The sequence below is a fragment of the Paenibacillus peoriae KCTC 3763 genome (assembly GCF_000236805.1).
GTDB classification, from domain to species: Bacteria; Bacillota; Bacilli; order Paenibacillales; family Paenibacillaceae; genus Paenibacillus; species Paenibacillus peoriae.
In genome coordinates, this window is record NZ_AGFX01000038.1 from 179,207 (window position 1) to 197,022 (window position 17,816).

13 protein-coding genes and 1 other RNA gene are annotated in these 17,816 nt (G+C 42.4%); 5 read left to right on the forward strand and 9 right to left on the reverse strand.

Features of this window, described 5'->3' with window-relative positions; all coding sequences use genetic code 11:
- Window positions 1–59 precede the first annotated feature (59 nt).
- Window positions 60–1,211 (forward strand): glycosyltransferase, encoded by a 1,152-nt coding sequence (locus KQI_RS0119920; RefSeq protein WP_010348639.1) that lies wholly within the window; start codon window positions 60–62, stop codon window positions 1,209–1,211.
- 68 nt (window positions 1,212–1,279) lie between these two features.
- Here the strand turns inward: KQI_RS0119920 and KQI_RS0119925 are convergent, their stop codons facing one another.
- A complete protein-coding gene (locus tag KQI_RS0119925; RefSeq protein ID WP_010348640.1) occupies window positions 1,280–1,837 on the reverse strand; it encodes a PadR family transcriptional regulator in 558 nt (185 codons plus the stop codon).
- Window positions 1,838–2,122: 285 nt separating this feature from the next.
- Between KQI_RS0119925 and KQI_RS0119930 the strand changes: the two genes are divergently transcribed.
- Complete coding sequence (locus KQI_RS0119930; protein ID WP_010348641.1) at window positions 2,123–2,608, forward strand: tautomerase family protein; 486 nt, start codon at window positions 2,123–2,125, stop codon at window positions 2,606–2,608.
- A gap of 9 nt (window positions 2,609–2,617) precedes the next feature.
- Here the strand turns inward: KQI_RS0119930 and KQI_RS0119935 are convergent, their stop codons facing one another.
- The 3 genes from KQI_RS0119935 to KQI_RS0119945 all read right to left on the reverse strand — a co-directional run bounded on the left by KQI_RS0119935 (window position 2,618) and on the right by KQI_RS0119945 (window position 4,328).
- Window positions 2,618–3,562 (reverse strand): ring-cleaving dioxygenase, encoded by a 945-nt coding sequence (locus KQI_RS0119935; protein WP_010348642.1) that lies wholly within the window; start codon window positions 3,560–3,562, stop codon window positions 2,618–2,620.
- Window positions 3,563–3,635: 73 nt separating this feature from the next.
- Entirely contained in the window at window positions 3,636–4,034 is a 399-nt protein-coding gene (locus tag KQI_RS0119940; RefSeq protein ID WP_010348643.1) for a DoxX family protein, read from the reverse strand.
- A 66-nt stretch (window positions 4,035–4,100) separates the two neighbouring features.
- Window positions 4,101–4,328 carry a DUF896 domain-containing protein gene (locus KQI_RS0119945; protein WP_010348644.1) on the reverse strand — a complete coding sequence of 76 codons (228 nt, stop codon included), beginning with the start codon at window positions 4,326–4,328 and terminating at the stop codon, window positions 4,101–4,103.
- A gap of 267 nt (window positions 4,329–4,595) precedes the next feature.
- On the opposite strand from KQI_RS0119945, the gene KQI_RS0119950 reads away from it, so the two are divergent.
- Window positions 4,596–5,459 carry an MBL fold metallo-hydrolase gene (locus KQI_RS0119950; RefSeq protein WP_010348645.1) on the forward strand — a complete coding sequence of 288 codons (864 nt, stop codon included), beginning with the start codon at window positions 4,596–4,598 and terminating at the stop codon, window positions 5,457–5,459.
- A 204-nt stretch (window positions 5,460–5,663) separates the two neighbouring features.
- Window positions 5,664–6,059 carry a VOC family protein gene (locus KQI_RS0119955; protein WP_010348646.1) on the forward strand — a complete coding sequence of 132 codons (396 nt, stop codon included), beginning with the start codon at window positions 5,664–5,666 and terminating at the stop codon, window positions 6,057–6,059.
- A 206-nt stretch (window positions 6,060–6,265) separates the two neighbouring features.
- Here KQI_RS0119955 and KQI_RS0119960 read toward each other — a convergent pair whose 3' ends face one another.
- Window positions 6,266–8,416 (reverse strand): pectate lyase family protein, encoded by a 2,151-nt coding sequence (locus KQI_RS0119960; protein ID WP_010348647.1) that lies wholly within the window; start codon window positions 8,414–8,416, stop codon window positions 6,266–6,268.
- Window positions 8,417–9,427: 1,011 nt separating this feature from the next.
- Window positions 9,428–9,838 carry a hypothetical protein gene (locus KQI_RS0119965; protein ID WP_010348648.1) on the reverse strand — a complete coding sequence of 137 codons (411 nt, stop codon included), beginning with the start codon at window positions 9,836–9,838 and terminating at the stop codon, window positions 9,428–9,430.
- A gap of 376 nt (window positions 9,839–10,214) precedes the next feature.
- Between KQI_RS0119965 and KQI_RS0119970 the strand changes: the two genes are divergently transcribed.
- Window positions 10,215–13,658: an nSTAND3 domain-containing NTPase gene (locus tag KQI_RS0119970; RefSeq protein ID WP_010348649.1), complete on the forward strand. Its 3,444-nt coding sequence runs from the start codon at window positions 10,215–10,217 to the stop codon at window positions 13,656–13,658.
- 137 nt (window positions 13,659–13,795) lie between these two features.
- Here the strand turns inward: KQI_RS0119970 and ssrA are convergent.
- From ssrA to rnr, 3 genes are all read right to left on the reverse strand, one after another.
- Window positions 13,796–14,160, reverse strand: a transfer-messenger RNA (tmRNA) gene (gene ssrA / locus KQI_RS28110).
- Between the two features lie 257 nt (window positions 14,161–14,417).
- The gene (gene smpB, locus KQI_RS0119975; RefSeq protein ID WP_007428162.1) at window positions 14,418–14,897 is read right to left on the reverse strand and encodes an SsrA-binding protein SmpB; all 480 of its coding nucleotides are present in this window, start codon (window positions 14,895–14,897) and stop codon (window positions 14,418–14,420) included.
- Between the two features lie 284 nt (window positions 14,898–15,181).
- Window positions 15,182–17,785, reverse strand: coding sequence for a ribonuclease R (rnr, locus tag KQI_RS0119980; RefSeq protein WP_010348650.1), 2,604 nt, complete (start codon window positions 17,783–17,785; stop codon window positions 15,182–15,184).
- Window positions 17,786–17,816: the final 31 nt, after the last annotated feature.

Consider the following 17,816-nt stretch of genomic DNA (forward strand, 5'->3'; position numbering starts at 1 on the left):
TTGTTATTATTTATCCTGTTCGAGCGTTTCTTAAAATAAATGGTGGGGGGGAGATCACATTGGCTATCCGCTACAGCGTCATCATTCCAACCTATAATCGAGTCCAGCAGCTGCTGCTCACACTCGCTTCATTTGAAACGCAAACCTATCCAAAGCACCTATTCGAAGTCATTGTAGCTGATGATGGTTCTACAGACGGAACGAAAGAAATGGTCGAAGGCTTCAAAGCATCCTATCCTCTTATCTATGTGTCCCATCCGGAACAACGCGGTCGATCTGCCGTTCGAAATTTGGGACTGCGCCGTGCAAAAGGGCTATACATCATTTTCTGCGACGCTGACTTTTTGGTGTTACCTGATTTCATTAGAATCGTGAGCCGTTATCACCGCAAATATCCCAAATCCGTGCTTTCAGGCATTCCTCACTCGTGGGACGATGCTTTTACCCATTATCACCCTGACTTTTCTCCAGAAGAAAAAGAGCATTGTCGGAGCATACTTACACAATCAGGCTTATGGAATCCCGACTTTGAAGCAGCAAATGAAATTATTCCGATCATAACCCCGGAAGATATCCTTCATCAAACGGGTGTTTTGTCTAAACTAGTTAGTCCCACCAGAGTTCCCCCCAATATTAAAAAGCAATTCGCCACTACAGATGTAGCTCCTTGGCTGCTCCTGATTACACGTTGTGTATCCATCAGGCGCAGCCAATTGATCCGTATTGGCGGCTTTAATGAACGATTTGTACTCTATGGACTCGAAGACTGGGACCTTGGCTACCGGCTACATCGACTAAGGGTTCCTTTCTATTCCATCAAAGAGGTTGTCGGATATCACCAAGAACATCCAACCTACCTTAGGGGGAACGTTTTAAATACGGAAAATTTGAAAATCATGTTTGAAACCTACGGATTCAATGATTCCTCCTTAAATCTGCTCGCCCTTGTACCCCCATCCGCGGATTTGGAAATCTACAAAAGTACACTACGAGTATTACACAGGGGATTCCGTTCCAAGCTGACACGCTCATCATCCCTGCTGTTAAGAAGGACACTGCGTTTGGCAGCCAAGCAGTTCTTTTATCAAAAAAATAATCCAGCTTACCAAGAATCATTGAACCTGATTAAAAGGAAAGCAGCGAACCGAAAAAGCCGAGTCGCTCACGTGCTGCGAGAAATGCTGCTGAAGTCTGAAAAGCTGGTGGAATAATAGAAAGACTCCTCCATAAGGATGCAAGCCCAATTGGCAAGCAGCTTTATGGAGGAGGAGTCGAGGCTCTAAGAACTCAATACTTTAATGCTTTCATCACACCAGCTAATTAAACTGCTAAACTGACTTTTACCATAGCTCATTGTGATCATCCAATACTTATGATTATGGTCTTTATGCTCTACATTGATAAGCCAACGTTCAAGCTCTTCAAAAATATGCAAGCTTTCCATTAGCTTTTCTTTATATTCCTGTATGTGCCTTATAATCGTTTCAGGCGAAGAATTGCCGCCAAAAAACACCCTCAACAGCAGCTCATTTTTTTTAAGCATCACCATATGCTCCATAGGCTGGGAAAGCCAGTCTGATAGCGTCTGCCTTCCCTGATCGGTAATGCTGTAGAGTTTCTTGTCAGGCTTTCCTTGCTGGCGAATGACCTCGACTGCAATGTCTTTTCGATCCAGTAGTTCTGCCAGGCTGGGATAGATCTGGCCATAGTTCTCATTCCAAAAATAGCTAGTACTTTGCTCCATATGTTGCTTTATATCATAACCGGTATGAGGACCCAGACTCAGAATGCCTAATACCGCAAACATTGTATTGGTTTTCCCTGACTGTCTCGCCATTATATATTATGCCTCCTAGTACCTCTAGCAAATCTCCGTATTATGTCATGCTTTCATTAGATTAGACATAATTATAGCCCATTTGAACCAGCTTCACACCCAATCTATATATTATAAAAATATATATTATTATAATAATTAATGTTGACAGGGGTTTTACGCCGTTTTATATTAACGATATCAACAAAATATCAATGAGCTTGCCGAGATGAAGCCTTGGGTACATATATCATAAAGAATTCAAAGGCATTGCTTGGTTAAACCTCAATAAGGAGATCTCAGACCATGACCATAATCAATGTCAACTATCCAGCAGGCCGTATAACACTTGAACAGCGTCGGCTTTTGGCAGAGGGTTTGACGGATGCAGTTCTCGTTCCAGAAGTAGGTCAATATTGTCCGCCAGCAAGAGATGGGTTCCAGGTCCATTTCACCGAACATCCAACAGATTACATGGCAATTGGCGGGCAATTGCTGTCGGATCAGCCTGAACGTGATGTAATTACTGTCAATGTTCTGGTGATGGATGGTCACTGGCCTAACGACATCCGCAAAGAAGTGCTTGAGAATATTCTTGGCAGTTTGACTAAAGTATTGGGAGTACCGGAACCATCCCCGACTTGGTGGGTATCTTTTCAGGTCATTGAAGAAGGCAGTTGGGGTTCCCGCGGCAGTGTGCTCTCCATTCTGGACTTGCTGGATTCAGGGGTCTTTACTGAGGAGAAAATTAAGGTTATCAAGCAATATGTCCAAACGAAAAAACACCCCTAAGGGTGTTCTTCATTTTCCTGTTAATGCTCTCACTTCAATAGGAAGCAAGTTCGCCTCGATTTGAGCCCGCTCTGGTTCATACCACTCTGGCAGCATTAATTTCTGCCCCAAAGCTTCAGCAGGTTCATCGTTGGCAAATCCCGGTGGATCTGTAGCAATTTCAAAGAGTATACCGCCCGCTTCTCTGAAATATATGGCATTAAAATATTGGCGGTCTATGATTGGAGTCGCTTGATATCCATAATTCTGGACTGTGTTTCTCCAGTCTTCATGTTGTTCGAAATCTTTTGCACGCCATGCAATGTGATGTACCGTGCCTGCTCCACCAAAGCCTAAACCCATTTTCGCGAGCGGAACATCCACTATGTTACCGATTTCTCCTACGGACTGATAACGGGCATATTCGGCGTTTTCATCGATTTTCGTAAACCCGAGTATGCTTTCCAATGCATCCATCGTTTTCTGTGGGTTGACGCTAAATAGTACAGCACCCCCAAATCCCTTAATTGCTTTATCGGCCGAAATACCACTATAAGACCAAGTACTGTTCGCTCCCGCTTCACGTTCGACAAGCTCAAGACGTAGACCCTCATTATCCTCGAATTGAAGATATTGTTCAGAAAAACGGCTCGTTTTCGTAACTTGAATATCAAAGCTTTCCAAACGATGCTGCCAAAAATCAAGTGAACCTGGCGGTACTACATACGAGGTAATGCCCACCTGGCCACCTCCGATTCGCCCTTTGGGGGTTCCTGGTGCAGGAAAAAATGTAATGATGGTTCCAGGGCTTCCTGCCTCGTTACCAAAGTACAAGTGGTAAACCTCAGGAGCATCGAAGTTGACTGTTTTTTTCAATAACCGAAGTCCAAGGATGCTGGCATAGAAGTCGACATTTTCCTGCGGATTACCGGCAAAAGCTGTAATATGATGGATACCTGTAGTTTGAAGTGACATATAAAACCCTCCTTTAATTGTAGAAACCTTTGTTTTTCGTCGTTGGTCATTTTGAATAGCCTGCATTCACGCTTTATTTAAGTATTGCATCGATGGAATATGAGCCTGCCCCTGTCAACGCAATACCGATTACGATGGCAATAAGAACTAGCGGATATTCATAGCCGTTAGCTGTTGCCCAGATTCCATTTGGTCCATGTACTTTGAAAATCGCTCCGAGCATAGTTGCCGTAATGAAGAGTGCAGCCAGCGGAGTGAGCAGTCCTAAAGCAAATAGAGCTCCTCCCAGCAATTCCATCAACCCGGCTGACACTGCCATGAATACTCCGGGCTTAATTCCGATTGATTCCATCCAACCGCCAGTACCTTTTGGACCATAGCCGCCAAACCAGCCAAAAAGTTTCTGAGCTCCGTGCCCTACCAATAACAATCCAACCACCAAACGTACCAGTAACAATCCACTTGCCAACATAAAATCATCCTCCAATTATATTTGTTTTAAGATTGCTTAATTAAAGATATTAGACAAAAATTAAATTCATTCTTTAACTAATTGTGCCTGCTCTCTTCTTAGTTTTTGAGGAGTAACATCATCTCCATTTGGATCATAGATCGTAGCATTCAAGAGAATGCTTTTTACAGAACCCCGAAAAATTTGAAGGTATTCTTTGCGAAGATCGGTTTGTTCAGTCTTTTCAATTTCAGTTAATCCGACTTCGTTTGCTTTTTTGGCAAGCTGATTAATTCTTTCTAAAATTGCAATCATGTGTATACCTCCAAATTCAAAGTTTTTGATTGGTTATATCTTTAATTTATTTATCTTGATATAAAGATATCATTTATTTCTTTCCGTGTCAATACTTTTTCAAAAAAAGATCGACCTTGGATTGCTTCACACAACATTATGAGAATCTTTAAACATTTCTGTTGGAAAAAGGTGTAATATTATTAGTGACAACTCGCAAAAGTAGGCAGAAGTTACAATTCATGTTTTTTCTTACGAACTACTAACCGAAAGAAAGGGGTATGCAACATGACAAACCAGTTACAAACAAAAGTATTTATTAGTAGCGATCAACATGATGGGTTCGGTGTAAGCTCGACTATTATATATGGTCCTACTGAAGCGTTACTCTTCGATGCTCAATTTAGCCGTTCTAATGCACTTCGTTTAGTGGCTGAGATTCTTGAAACAGGTCGTGAACTAAAACAAATCTTTATCAGTCATTTTCACCCAGATCATTATCTAGGATTGGGTGTAATAAAAGAAGCCTTTCCAGACGCACGCGTAATGGCATACAAAGAAGTAGCTGAAGAAGCTAATGAGGCTTTCAGCTTCAAAATCGATTACTGGGGAACTGAGGTCCTAGGTCATAACGGCTCTAAAACAGTGGTAAATATTGAACGCATAGAAGAACCGCATCTCACAGTTGATGGTGAACAAATAGACATCCTGGGATTAATGCGAGGCGACGCTGAACATGAAGCCATTTTGTGGATTCCATCCATTAAAACTCTAGTCGCTGGTGATCTGGTTTTCTCCGATGCACATCTTTGGGTAGCTGATGCTCGATTCCCGGAGGATCGACAAGCATGGCTTGATAACCTCGACACATTAGAAGCATTGAAGCCAGAAGTCATTATCCCTGGACATGCTCCAAATGACAGACCTTACAATCCGGATGGTATCAAATTTACACGATGTTATTTAAAAGATTTTATGCATCATCTCGTAGAATCAACAGATTCTGCCGACCTAATAGCAAGAATGGAACAACTTTATCCAAACCTGGTAGTGCATATTTGTTTGGAATTGAGTGCCAGAATTTTAAAAGATAAATACCGTTGGGAAGGCGACTGGCCTCATTCACTTCGCGACACAGATGCTGTAATCTGAAATATCGACTCTCCATCAAACAACTTGTTCGTTTTGGTTGGGAGCAGGCCTTATCGTGTTTGTTTCCTGTCGTTATTTTCACCTCTTTGGCTCTTACTCAAAACCCCAATCGATTTTTATTTTTCAATTAAATTTTATATATTCAGCGAAATAGGGAAGCATAATATTAGAAAAATGCAGGATGTCAAAACATAGGAGGAAATCATGGGCCGATTAGTTCATTTCGAAATTCATGTAGATGACATAGAGCGTGCCAAGAAGTTCTATGGCGAGGTATTCGGATGGACATTTGAGGATTGGAGTGACTATGCTGGAACGCCTTATTTTGGAGCTATGACAGGCGATGCAAATGAACCCGGAATCAACGGGGCTTTGATGCAACGTCAAGGCGCTTCCCCCCAACCTGGTCAGGCTATGAATGGTTATGCATGCACTATGGGAGTGGAAGATTACGATTCTACTGAAACTAAAATTCTTAATCTTGGAGGCAAAATTGCACTGCCAAAGCATGCACTGCCCGGAATGGCGTGGCAAGGGTATTACATTGACACAGAAGGAAATATTTTTGGTATTCATCAGCCGGATAAGCATGCAAAATAGAGTTATACAATCGCATAGACAAAAGCCTGACCTCACACGGTCGGACTTTTATACGTTCGTTCAAGAAGCGATAGAGCAGCCTGTCGGTAAACATGTGCAAATCAATTCACATGCAAACAAAGCTAAATAAACCAGTCGCCGGTTCAATTCCGGCAACTGGTCACTTAAACTTGAATTGTGTTTTGATCTCTGTCTTATCAGATAATCTATTTCAATTCCATGTAATAAAGATTTGCAGGACTATCTTTTGTAATGGTATGTGCGCCAGGAGCAAGTGATACGCTGACAATACCATCAGTCATTGGATAACTGGTTCCATCAACCTTGATTTTTGTTCCGTCTGCTGAATTAAACACTAATGTTAATGTTGAAGCTTCCGTAGTCGTAAACCCAATACTGGTTGAGCTCTCGATTTTTAGGCATTGAGTCAGAGTCAAACTCTTATACTCCACAGTTCCCTTGTTTGCCGAAAGATTCCCCTTAATATCAAAGAAGTCGCTATTAGTTCCAGCTATGGTGAAGTTATGAACTTGTTCTCCAGGTGTTGGTACCGGAACAGGAGTCGGTGTTGGCTCCGGTGTCGGTTCTGGAATAGGCGTTGGTGCTGGCTCTGGTGTTGGTTCTGGAGTTGGACCCGGGGTTGGTTCTGGAATAGGAGTCGGTGTTGGCTCCGTTGGGACTGAATTCCCCCCTACAGATACAAGTTGAGATGTGTAACTTCTTATTTTAGCCATTAGAGCTGAATTAAGCACATGTGACGTGTCATCAATAGAATTATCAAATTTCCATGTAAAGTCTCCGTTATTCAGGCGTCCAGCTTTTGCAGTAACAATTTGTCCAACATCGTTTACGTTATCAATGTCAGCACCATTCACTCCAGTATCGACGCTTGTATCAAAGTTGTTATAAGCTGTTCCTCCTTTTAACGCTTTGTATGAGCTTGGTACGGTTTCATTTCTCGACGAAGCTAAGTACGCATCAAAGGAGTTTTTATTGGCCGGAGCTGTCCCGTTATTGGAGTTGGCATAAATCAGACTGGCAGCATCAACTATACTATTGTTGTAGGCCTTAATCACACCTCCGTTTTCGCCTGAAAATATACCTTCCCCTAAAGCATCCGTACCTTGCAAGGAACTCAGCATTGGGTATTTAGCATGTCTAAAATAATTAGATTCTACAAAGGCTGAAGCTCCCATTGTAACACCGACACCATATTTTGAGACTCCATCAAAGAAGTTATTATATACATGCACAGATGCCACTCTTATACGTGGATGACGGGAGTCCGAATGATCAAACCAGTTATGGTGGAAGGTGGCAAAGAATTCTGACGATTCACTTAAGCCGACCAGAGCCGCTTTTCCTGAATCCCAGTAGTGATTATAAGAGATTGTAATATACGTCGATCCTTTTTTAAGGTCTGTGGAACCATCGCCCTTTGCTTGGTCAGCATCTCCTCCAGCAGATCCGTAGAATATATCATTATTATGCACCCAAACATTGGCGTTTCCTGTATCCATTGAAATACCGTCGTCAGGGAACAACATCACACCCAGGTTTCTGACTTCCACATTTCCGACATATCTAAGAAGTATTCCCCATCCGTAAGCATAAGCATCGTTCCCGATACCTTCAAGCGTCATATTCATTTCCGAATAATTTTTTTTGCCTTTTACTTGAAGATATCCACTGCTATTAAGTTGTCCTTTCATGTCGTCTTCTGTAACTTTTCCAATAAATCTGATTGCAAGTGGTGTTGTATCATAGCCTTTTTGTCTTAATGCCAAAATCTCGCCCAGACCAACACCTGTTTGAACACGACCTGAGCTGTTGGTTTTCACATCGAGGGTCACTGTTTGTGCAGTCTTGGATGTTACATAAAGAACTTGGGCGCCATTCTTAAGTGTTCCGTCTTCATTATAAGCACCCGAGCCCGTGCCATACTGCGATTTTGATGAGAAAGCAAATCCGGATCTATCATGTGACGCTACGGATAGCTTATTGGAAACAGCACTTACCGTTGATCCGCCTGACAGCCTGGCTTCAACTTTCATGATATAATCTCCAGCTGCAAGACCTACGGCATCAGCTCTCCAATAGGAAGGGTATTTTCGGATCAATTCACTATCAATTTGTTTATAGTAAGAATCTGACGCGTTTACAGGTTTAACATATACATTATATCCCTCCGCATTGCTTTCAGGTGACCATTTTACATACGCAGTTTCATTCCAGCCTCCACCGTCGGTGATCGAAAGACCGGCAGCATAAGTTGTAGTACTTTGCAATCCTAATAAAGATATTACAAGAGAAAACAATAAAACAATACTCATTACATTTGAAATCCTCTTTTTCATTTCCAATCCTCCCAATTTTGATTTGTTGCATACACCATTGAACCGTTATCAAAAAGCCGTCAAGTTTCTCGATTCACCTCCCCCGTGTAATCATATGAATGAAACATTTATACAAACCTTATAATGAGAAAAAAGTCACAATACATGAGGCAAACTAATAAGACTTACATTCAAACTACAGCGTCTATCAATAATCTTCAAGGGGGAGAAATTAGTATTATATAAGACTCTTTCCCATAATTTCGAACTAATTCGTCAGCATTCGTCAATATCCCCCTCCTTTCAACGTCCTAAATTGCGGTGTATATTAGGAGATAATTCCCGGTTCATTTTTACTAAAAATTAATTGGATGAATATCCCTACGGGCGGAAATTTGCCACTAACCAGTGCATTTTTCATAGCGATAAAAGGTCAAAAGTTTAAGACGTATGCAGAGGAAGTAAAGATGGAAGCGATCCACCTACATGTTAAGGGAAACTGGAGACAGGAGGGAAAGTCAACCGCTTTATTGAGGCGTTAGAGCAGAATTCCCCCTTTCACAACGCTGACAAACGCACAGCCTTCACCGTATTGGTCATCTTTCTACATGGTCAATCACAAACACGTATTTGAGGAATTGGCCGAATTGATTAAGAAGTATTGTGTGGCAATTTAATGATAAGAAGATACAAAAAAAGCGACCTATCTTGGTCGCTTTTTCTAGTGGTATAAATAGAGGCAAGCTTACACTCTTAAAAACCCTGTATGTAGAATATGCCAAGGGTAAAGGAGACGTAAGCTAGAGCGACCGATTATGGACGATAAAACAATAGGCCACTTTGGGTTATGCCCCTGCGATATTTTTCCAGTATGACTATTGTATCCAATGCTTACATCGTAATCAGCTATTATGTTGTGCTTTCATTCAGATTGTAAGCGGATGGTAGTTAAAAGAGCCAGATTTCATACACTCTAAAAAGAGCTGCCTAGGAAACGAAGATTTCTGTTTTCCTAGACAGCTCTAACCTAGATTAAGGAGATACTGCCAAGCCGCTGAAAACAATCGGACCGATAACCGTTGCGGTAGTACCAGCCGTTAAATTCTCAACAGACAGCGTATAGGCGTGAGCCCCCGGTGTTACATTAGGATCGACCATTTGTATGGGAACCAAATAAAATTGTTCGGAGCCAGCGGATTCAAATCCTTCTCGCGAATAGGAAATAACTTCCCCATCACGGAAAATCCGGAATAAAACACTGCCCGTATTCACATCTCCGCGAATACCTACCACCGCTTTCAGCTCTACAAAGTTGGGAACGCTTGGAATTACCAAGTTGAATACAGCAATTCCTACACCCGCCGGAGTAGCTGGAATCGGAATCGCTGCACCATCCGTAACCCGTGTTGGCTCACTTACATTATAAGCTAGAATTTGTGCCATTTTTTATCAACTCCTTCATATATGAGATACTATAATCTATGATAGAGAGATATAAATGGTATGGACGACCTTCCTCCTTCGATTACCATTATGGCTATCGTGCTACTTGGTAGGCAAAAACATAAATACTAGTTTGATCCCCCTTCGCCTTTAACCTTTCCCGAAAGAAGACATCTTGTAAAACTGCATTGAAAAGGCCTTTTTCGCCCGGCCCGTTGAATATAAGAAGAACTCACCCCTTTCCGAAGATAACGACACATAAGCTTCTACGGGTGTAGTCACAGTTTGGGGCCTCTATGTTCTACGTAGGTTGAAAGTTGGATTCATAAATGTAAAATTACTATATGTGCTTCTCAAGGAAACCGGAGGAATAGTTATGCCGAAATACAACTTTCATGAACTGTTGGAACCACTCGAATTTGAAAAGCTCGTTTGTGATGTAGTTCAAGTCAGGGAAGGCTTTTTTGTTGAAATGTACAAGGAAGGGCGTGATTCAGGCATTGATGGTTCCTATATAAATCACGACAAGAAGACTATTATTCAGGCAAAACGCTACAAAGATTTCAAACAACTTTTCAGTAGTTTAAAAAATTCCGAGCTACCAAAGGTGCGTAAGTTAAATCCTGACCGATATATTTTGGGGGTGTCATTTGATTTTCAACCTGGCGAAAAAGAACAAATTATAGATTTGTTTGAAAAGTCTATTAGAAGTACTAATGATATTTTAAGCAGGACAGATATTAATCGGCTATTGGAAGAACCAGATTATCATTGGGTAGAGTGGGCACATCCTAAACTTTGGTCACCAAGTATTAATGTATTAGAAAAAATCCTTCTAAAGTCCATACACCGCTCATTATACAGGGAATCGGCTGAAGAGCTCAAAGAAGCAATAAAGGCATCTACTAAATTCGCCCCTACGCAAATCTATCGCGAAGCATTACAAAAATGGTCACATAATCATGTAATTGTAATTTCTGGAGAACCAGGTGTTGGAAAGACCACGATAGCTTATCTTTTGGCACTGGCATATTTGCAACCAGAAGATTTAGACGGATTCATATGGGGAAATTCTATTGAGGATATTTATAACATGCTAGAGGACGATAGGAAACAAGTCATTATTTTAGATGATTTCTGGGGAAGTATTTTTCATAATGAAAACACTAGTAGGAAAGATGAAAGTCGTCTTATTAAACTGATCCAACGTATAATAGACTATGGAGAGAACAAGCGTCTCATCTTAACAACAAGGGAATACATTCTTCGTCAAGGGCTTCAAAAACAACCTATGTTGAAGGAAACGCTAGAACAATATGCCATGATATGTACGATGGAGAAATATAATGATGCTGAAAAGGCCAACATTTTATTTCAACATCTTTACGCCTCAAACCTAAAGTATGAACATGTTACTTATCTTTTTCACAATTGTGGGCAAATAATAAACCATGATAATTATAACCCCCGGGTACTTGCACTCTATCTAAACAAAGAACCCGATAAAGAGACTTCCGCAGAAGAGTGTTTTTTTGAACTATGTGATTATTTCGATAACCCTGGCGCATTCTGGGAGGATATCTTTTTAGAACTTAGTCAAGAGGCACAGATTGTAGCCCTGCTTTTGCTAATTTCTTCAACACCCATGAATCTGGAAGACATGAAACGCTGCTATGCACAATATATAGCTACTCGTTCAAACCGGATGGGGATAAAGAAGCTAAGTGACAGTATCTCCGAACTTGAAAAAACAATGATTAAGTCCTTTTATAGTGATGAAGAAGACGAAATTTTGTTGAAGTTCAATATGCCCTCTGTACAAGATTTTCTATATTCCTATATTCAAGAAAATACTGAACAGTTTATTCCTGAGCTTATACAATGCTGTGCTTTTTACAATCAACTTCAGTTTCTACTTGAACATTTTTCTAAGAACTCTAGCAAACAAATTACGGAAATGCTAGAGCAACAATGTATATTACATTATGTAGATTATCCTTATTGTTATACCGAACCTGATGGCAGTTGGAATTGGGAATCTGATGGATTAGATGATTTACCTAATGGGGAAGAAGAACTTCATAGGTTCTTTCAAATGCTCCATTGTTGTGATTCTCATTTACATCCCACACTCTTTAATTTTTTGGAAAGTGAAATTAATAATTATTGTTTAACTATGGGACATGGAAATATAGAAGCGCAGTATATGGATCTTCATAACTTACCTGATATTATATTTCGATGCATAAAAAAAGGAATGCATTTCAATGGTAGAAATATTATAAATCAATTTTACCAAGAAGCGTTTAGTGTGTATCATTACATGGCTATAGAAAAATTTCAGGAAGTGTTTCCAGATGAGTATAGCGTTTACCATGACAATTATTTCCCAAAAATAAAAAAAGAATTAAAAGCTATCTTGTTGGCTGAAATAGAATTACTTGATGATTTATGTATGGATATTGAACTTGATATGCTTGTTGATAATATTCCGGAAATACTCAATCATTTTGGCCTTCGATACACCAATCAATTTGGAGAGAAGATATCCTCTTTATGCGGCCGGAAGCCGATATTAGTGCAAAAAGAAAGTATAGTTAAAACTGACAACAATATATATAGAGATGAAAAAGAACAATTATTAGAAATGGTAAAAGAAGACGCAGAAAATTGGCTTTTCGGCCCAAATGAAATCCCCCTTGATGATGGGCAGATTTCAGAATTTATAATTGAGAGCGATCTTCAACCCTCTCTAAAAAAAGAACTAAGAAGAATATTTAAAAACAATCGCATTCACTATATTCATAACTATTTGCAAACAAAGGAATCAATTACACTGTCTCTCGCAGCATTGCATGACCTTGGGAATCTTCCTGATGTGGAAAGCAGTTTATGTATAATAATAATTCAACATTTACTCCAACAAAACACAAATTCAGAACTTACTAACCTAATTGATTTCTGTGCTGAAACTTTTGGTTCATTCATGTATTTAGATGAACCTGTGATCCGTGCCTCGGAATTTTTATCAAGCGATATATACAATCACTATCTGAAAAACGATCCTGTTCTTTGCGAGATTGTCTTTGGAAACCTTGTCCTCCAAGATTCACAATGGGTCCGTTTCCTTCACATTCCTATTTACACTTTCTGTTATGCTTTTACAACATGCATGGAGTACAGGAATGAAGAAGATTCCGATGGAGAATCCTGCCAAGAGTTCTGGAAAGAGGTGTGGGGTAATAATTTTGACAAATTAAAACGTACAATTAAATACGATAAAGGAACTCAGAATAGTATTTATTATGCTGAATTCGGAATCTACTATTTTAAAAATTACGATTGGGAGGGGCGCATGTACAGAATGTATCAAGAATTAGACCCCTTCCAATTTAATCGACTATATGTTAGCCCCAAAATTGAAGGTTACTTAAATCAACTTAGTTATGAATGTGAAGAAAGCAAAGTATTAAATCATCTTTCTCTCTGTAAATATGAATTTTATTATGACGATTCCGGAGCTCCCCATTCTTCGATTGCTTTCATTTCTGATGAGTTATCGATGTTTGAGCATTTAAACATCACTAGAAATTGGGATCCATATCCTAAACAATTAAGCAAAGCTAGGTTTAATGAATTGAAGAAAAATAGCGATATATGCAGTAAGCATAACGAGCATTGGTCAGTTTCAGTCTATAAAATCAAGGATGTTGAACTGTTGAAAGAGATCGGAGCCTACGAAGAAACATTAGGTTTGATACAGGAGTTAGAGAAAGTCCATGCTAGATTTTTTTCCGGGGATTATTCATCGATTCTATGATACGTACAGATGAATTTATTTATCTTCATTAGTAGAGTGCTACCCCAATAATTGAGCATCAAATTAATCCAGTATAGCTTCAATATCAGCTGGAAAAACAAAAAGCGACCAATTACGGTCGCTTTTTTCATAATACATAATGGAGGCGAGGGGAGTCGAACCCCTGTCCGAAGATAACGACACATAAGCTTCTACGGGTGTAGTCACAGTTTTGATGTCACCCGAGTACCGCCCCGTAACCGGCTGTACGTTGGGTCAGCCTGATTGTCTTCTTCAGCACACCCCAGGCGGAGATGTGGCAGCGTATCCCACTATAGGTTAGCCCCTACATCCGGCACATGGGCGATGCAGGAGAGGAGCACGCTCACAGGTTATTAAGCTGCGAAAGCGTAGTTGTTTTGTTGTTTGCCGTTTAATAGGCTTTAGCGTTGATGAAGCGGACGCGTCCCCACTACCCGCTACCCATGCTCGAACTATCCCCGTCGAATCCATAAACGCCCCCTTATTATAAAAGGGCTCCACGGATAACCGGAAATACCGGAGCATAAGCATGCATAATATCGGAAGCTGAATCCTGAGATTCAACAGTCGAACCAAGTTAAATACAAAATACATTGAAAACTTACTACTTCGTTAGTATACCATATTACATGTCATAACGAAACGGAATGAAGCCATTTCAGCTCGATAAAATAGCACCATTACAGGAACAAGTAGCTTATCCACGTAATTTGTACCATACACAATATTTTCAGCAACCTATCTCGCAATTTTTTGCTTTTCACGCAGAGCGCGTTGGATATCACGCTGTGCATCACGTTTGGCAGCTGTTTCTCGCTTGTCATACTGCTTTTTACCTCTACCCAATCCAAGCAGCAGCTTGGCATAGCCGTTCCGCACGTAAATCTTCAGCGGCACGATCGTGTAGCCTTCCTGTTTGGACAGACCGATAAGCTTGCGAATCTGCTCTTTGTGCAGCAGCAGCTTACGCGTGCGCGTCGGATCGGTCGGATTGTTACGATTACCTTGTTCAAAAGGGCTGATATGCATATTGTGAATATGAATTTCACCATTACGGATCGTAGCAAAAGCATCGCTTATATTAGAGCGACCATTCCGCAGAGACTTAATTTCCGTCCCCGTTAACACCATGCCCGCCTCGTAGGTGTCCTCAATAAAATAGTCATGGGAAGCTTTTTTGTTCTGGGCGAGCACTTTCCCGTCTGCCTTCTTACCCATGAATACCACTCCTTTGAATAACATAATCAACTTCTAAATCCAAGCATTGCATCCGATGGCTACAAAGCTCCGCCTAGAAACATATTGTAACAAAATTCAGACGGTAAAAGCAAGAAAGACAAGCCCTCACTCCAATACTCACAGATTCATATGATGTATATACTTCAAAAACAAAGTGGCCTCCATCTAATCACAACAGACGGAAGCCACCCTCATACATACCTTCAAATCAGTTTTACCCTGACACAAAAGTCCCAGCCATCTAACAAACAGTCTATCTGGGCTTACTTCTTCTTTTTCCTCACAAATCCAGCGGTGCTATTACCACCCCCACCGCCCTTATTCTTCCGCTTGCGACGCCCAGCACCTTCACCGCCTGGTTTGGCATCATTCCCTGGCGTAGCTGCGCCGCCGATGAAAATCCCGCTAGCAGACGTCTTCTTCCGTCGCTTGCTTGCACCCGTTGCTGGCGAATTGTATCCGCCCTTGCCACTGCCAAAGCCAAAGCTGCCTGCCGAGCCGGCTCCGGCTCCGTTTCCACCACCGCGGCCTGTGCGGCCTGTAGTGCTAATGCCTCCGCTACCGGCCTCTTTAGGCTTCCCAGCCGCCTCACGACCGCCTTTACGCTCTCTGCCAGCCTTGTCCTTGCCGCCCTTGCGGTCACGTCCTTCGCGGCCTTTACCGCGGCCTTCGCCACGCGCAAAGCCTCCGCCTTGTCCCGAGCCGCCCGTCCGCTCACGGCGTTGCCGCTGCTTCATATCGACAAGCTCGAAGTCAATCGTGTAATCCTCCATATTGACGCGGGCGACACGAACCTTGACCTCATCTCCGATGCGAAATACCTTGGAAGTGCGCTCACCGATTAGCGCCATATGCTGCTCGTCAAAATGGTAATAGTCATCCGTAAGCGCACTCAAGCGCGTCAGACCCTCCACCGTATTGTCCAACTCGATGAATATACCGAAGCTGGTTACGCTGCTGATGATGCCTTCGAACTCCTCGCCAACCTTGTCCAGCATGTATTCAGCCTTTTTCATTTGCTCTGTGTCGCGCTCTGCATCCACAGCCACACGTTCCCGCTCGGAAGACTGCTGTGCAATATCTGGCATGCGTGCAGTCAGATATTCTTGACGCTCATCTGTCAAAGCCCCGCCATTCTCCAATACCTCACGAATGACACGGTGAATCACCAAATCAGGATAACGGCGAATTGGCGATGTAAAATGAGAATAATACTCCGCGGCCAGTCCAAAATGCCCTGTCGACTCTGCATCATACTTGGCCTGCTTCATCGAACGCAGCATCATGGTACTAAGCACCGTCTGCTCCTTCGTGCCTTCGATATCCTCCAGCAAGGTTTGCAGCGCGCGCGGGTGAATGGAATTCCCACGGCCTTTGATCTGATGTCCAAAATTAGCGGCAAACGCCATGAAATTTTGCAGCTTCTCCGGGTCCGGGTCCTCATGAATCCGGTACAGGAAGGGCACCTTGAGCCAGTGGAAATGCTCGGCCACGGTTTCATTGGCTGCCAGCATAAATTCCTCGATAATTTGCTCGGCTATCGTACGATCTCTTTTAACGATATCGACGGCTTTACCTTCATTGTCCACAATCACTTTCGCTTCATCAAAATCGAAATCAACCGCACCCCGGCGCATCCGGTTAGCACGCAGCTTCAATGCCAGCTCCTTCATCGTGCGGAATACTTCTACCAGATCTTTGTACCGTTCCAGCAGCTCAGCATCTTCCTCTTCGAGGATTTTGCGAACGTTGGTGTATGTCATTCGTTCCTTCGTTTTAATCACACTGGTGAAAATATCATGCTTTACAACCTTCATATGCTCGTTGAATTCCATTTCACAGGACAAAGTTAAGCGATCCACCTGCGGATTCAAAGAACAAATCCCGTTGGAAAGCCGATGTGGAAGCATAGGAATGACACGGTCGACCAAATACACGCTACAACCGCGGTTATAAGCTTCCTGATCCAGCTTGGAGTTCTCACGCACATAATACCCTACGTCGGCAATATGAACGCCCAGACGGTAGTTTCCATTCGGCAGGCGCTCTACATTAACCGCATCATCCAGATCTTTGGCGTCCTCGCCATCAATCGTAACAATGATCTTGTCACGCAGATCGCGACGTCCCTGACGTACAATTTCTTCTTCTGTAATCGCGTCGGGGGCCTGATCCGCTTCCGCTGTCACTTCATCGGGGAAAGCCTCCGGAAGCTGATGCTTGCGAATCACCGACAAGATGTCGACGCCCGGGTCATCCTTGTGACCCAGCACTTCCAGCACTTCGCCTTCCGCCGCCGCCCGTCCCTCCGGGTAGCTCACAATACGCACTACGACCTTTTGCCCGTTCACAGCTCCGTTGAAGCTGTCCTTTGGAATAAAAATATCCCGGTTAATGCGCTTATCATCCGGCAAAACAAAACCGTATGCTTCGTGGCTCTGAAACACACCCACCACTTGAAGCACAGCGCGCTTCACGATCCGCACGACTTCGCCTTCCAATCGGCCACCCGCAGGTCCCTTTGACGTCACTCTTACCAGCACCGTGTCTCCATTCATCGCGCTCTTTAAGTCGTTAGCATGGATGTATACATCCGGGTGCTCCCGATCCTCTGGAATCAAAAAAGCAAAGCCCTTGGCATGAGCCTGCAAGCGCCCGCGCTGCAAATCCATCCGCTCCGGCACACCGTAACGGTTTGTGCGGGTCAGCAGAATTTTCCCGTCTTCCTCCAATGCGTTCAAGAGCTTAAGGAATTCGCGGAACTCTTCTGCGTCCTTAATGTCAAAATGCTGCTCCAGCTCCTGGTATGTCATAGGCTTGTATGCGGTCTCTCGCATAAAATCAAGTAGTTGTTGCTCTGTTATCATAATTTTGTCCACCTCGGGCGACCTTTAATTT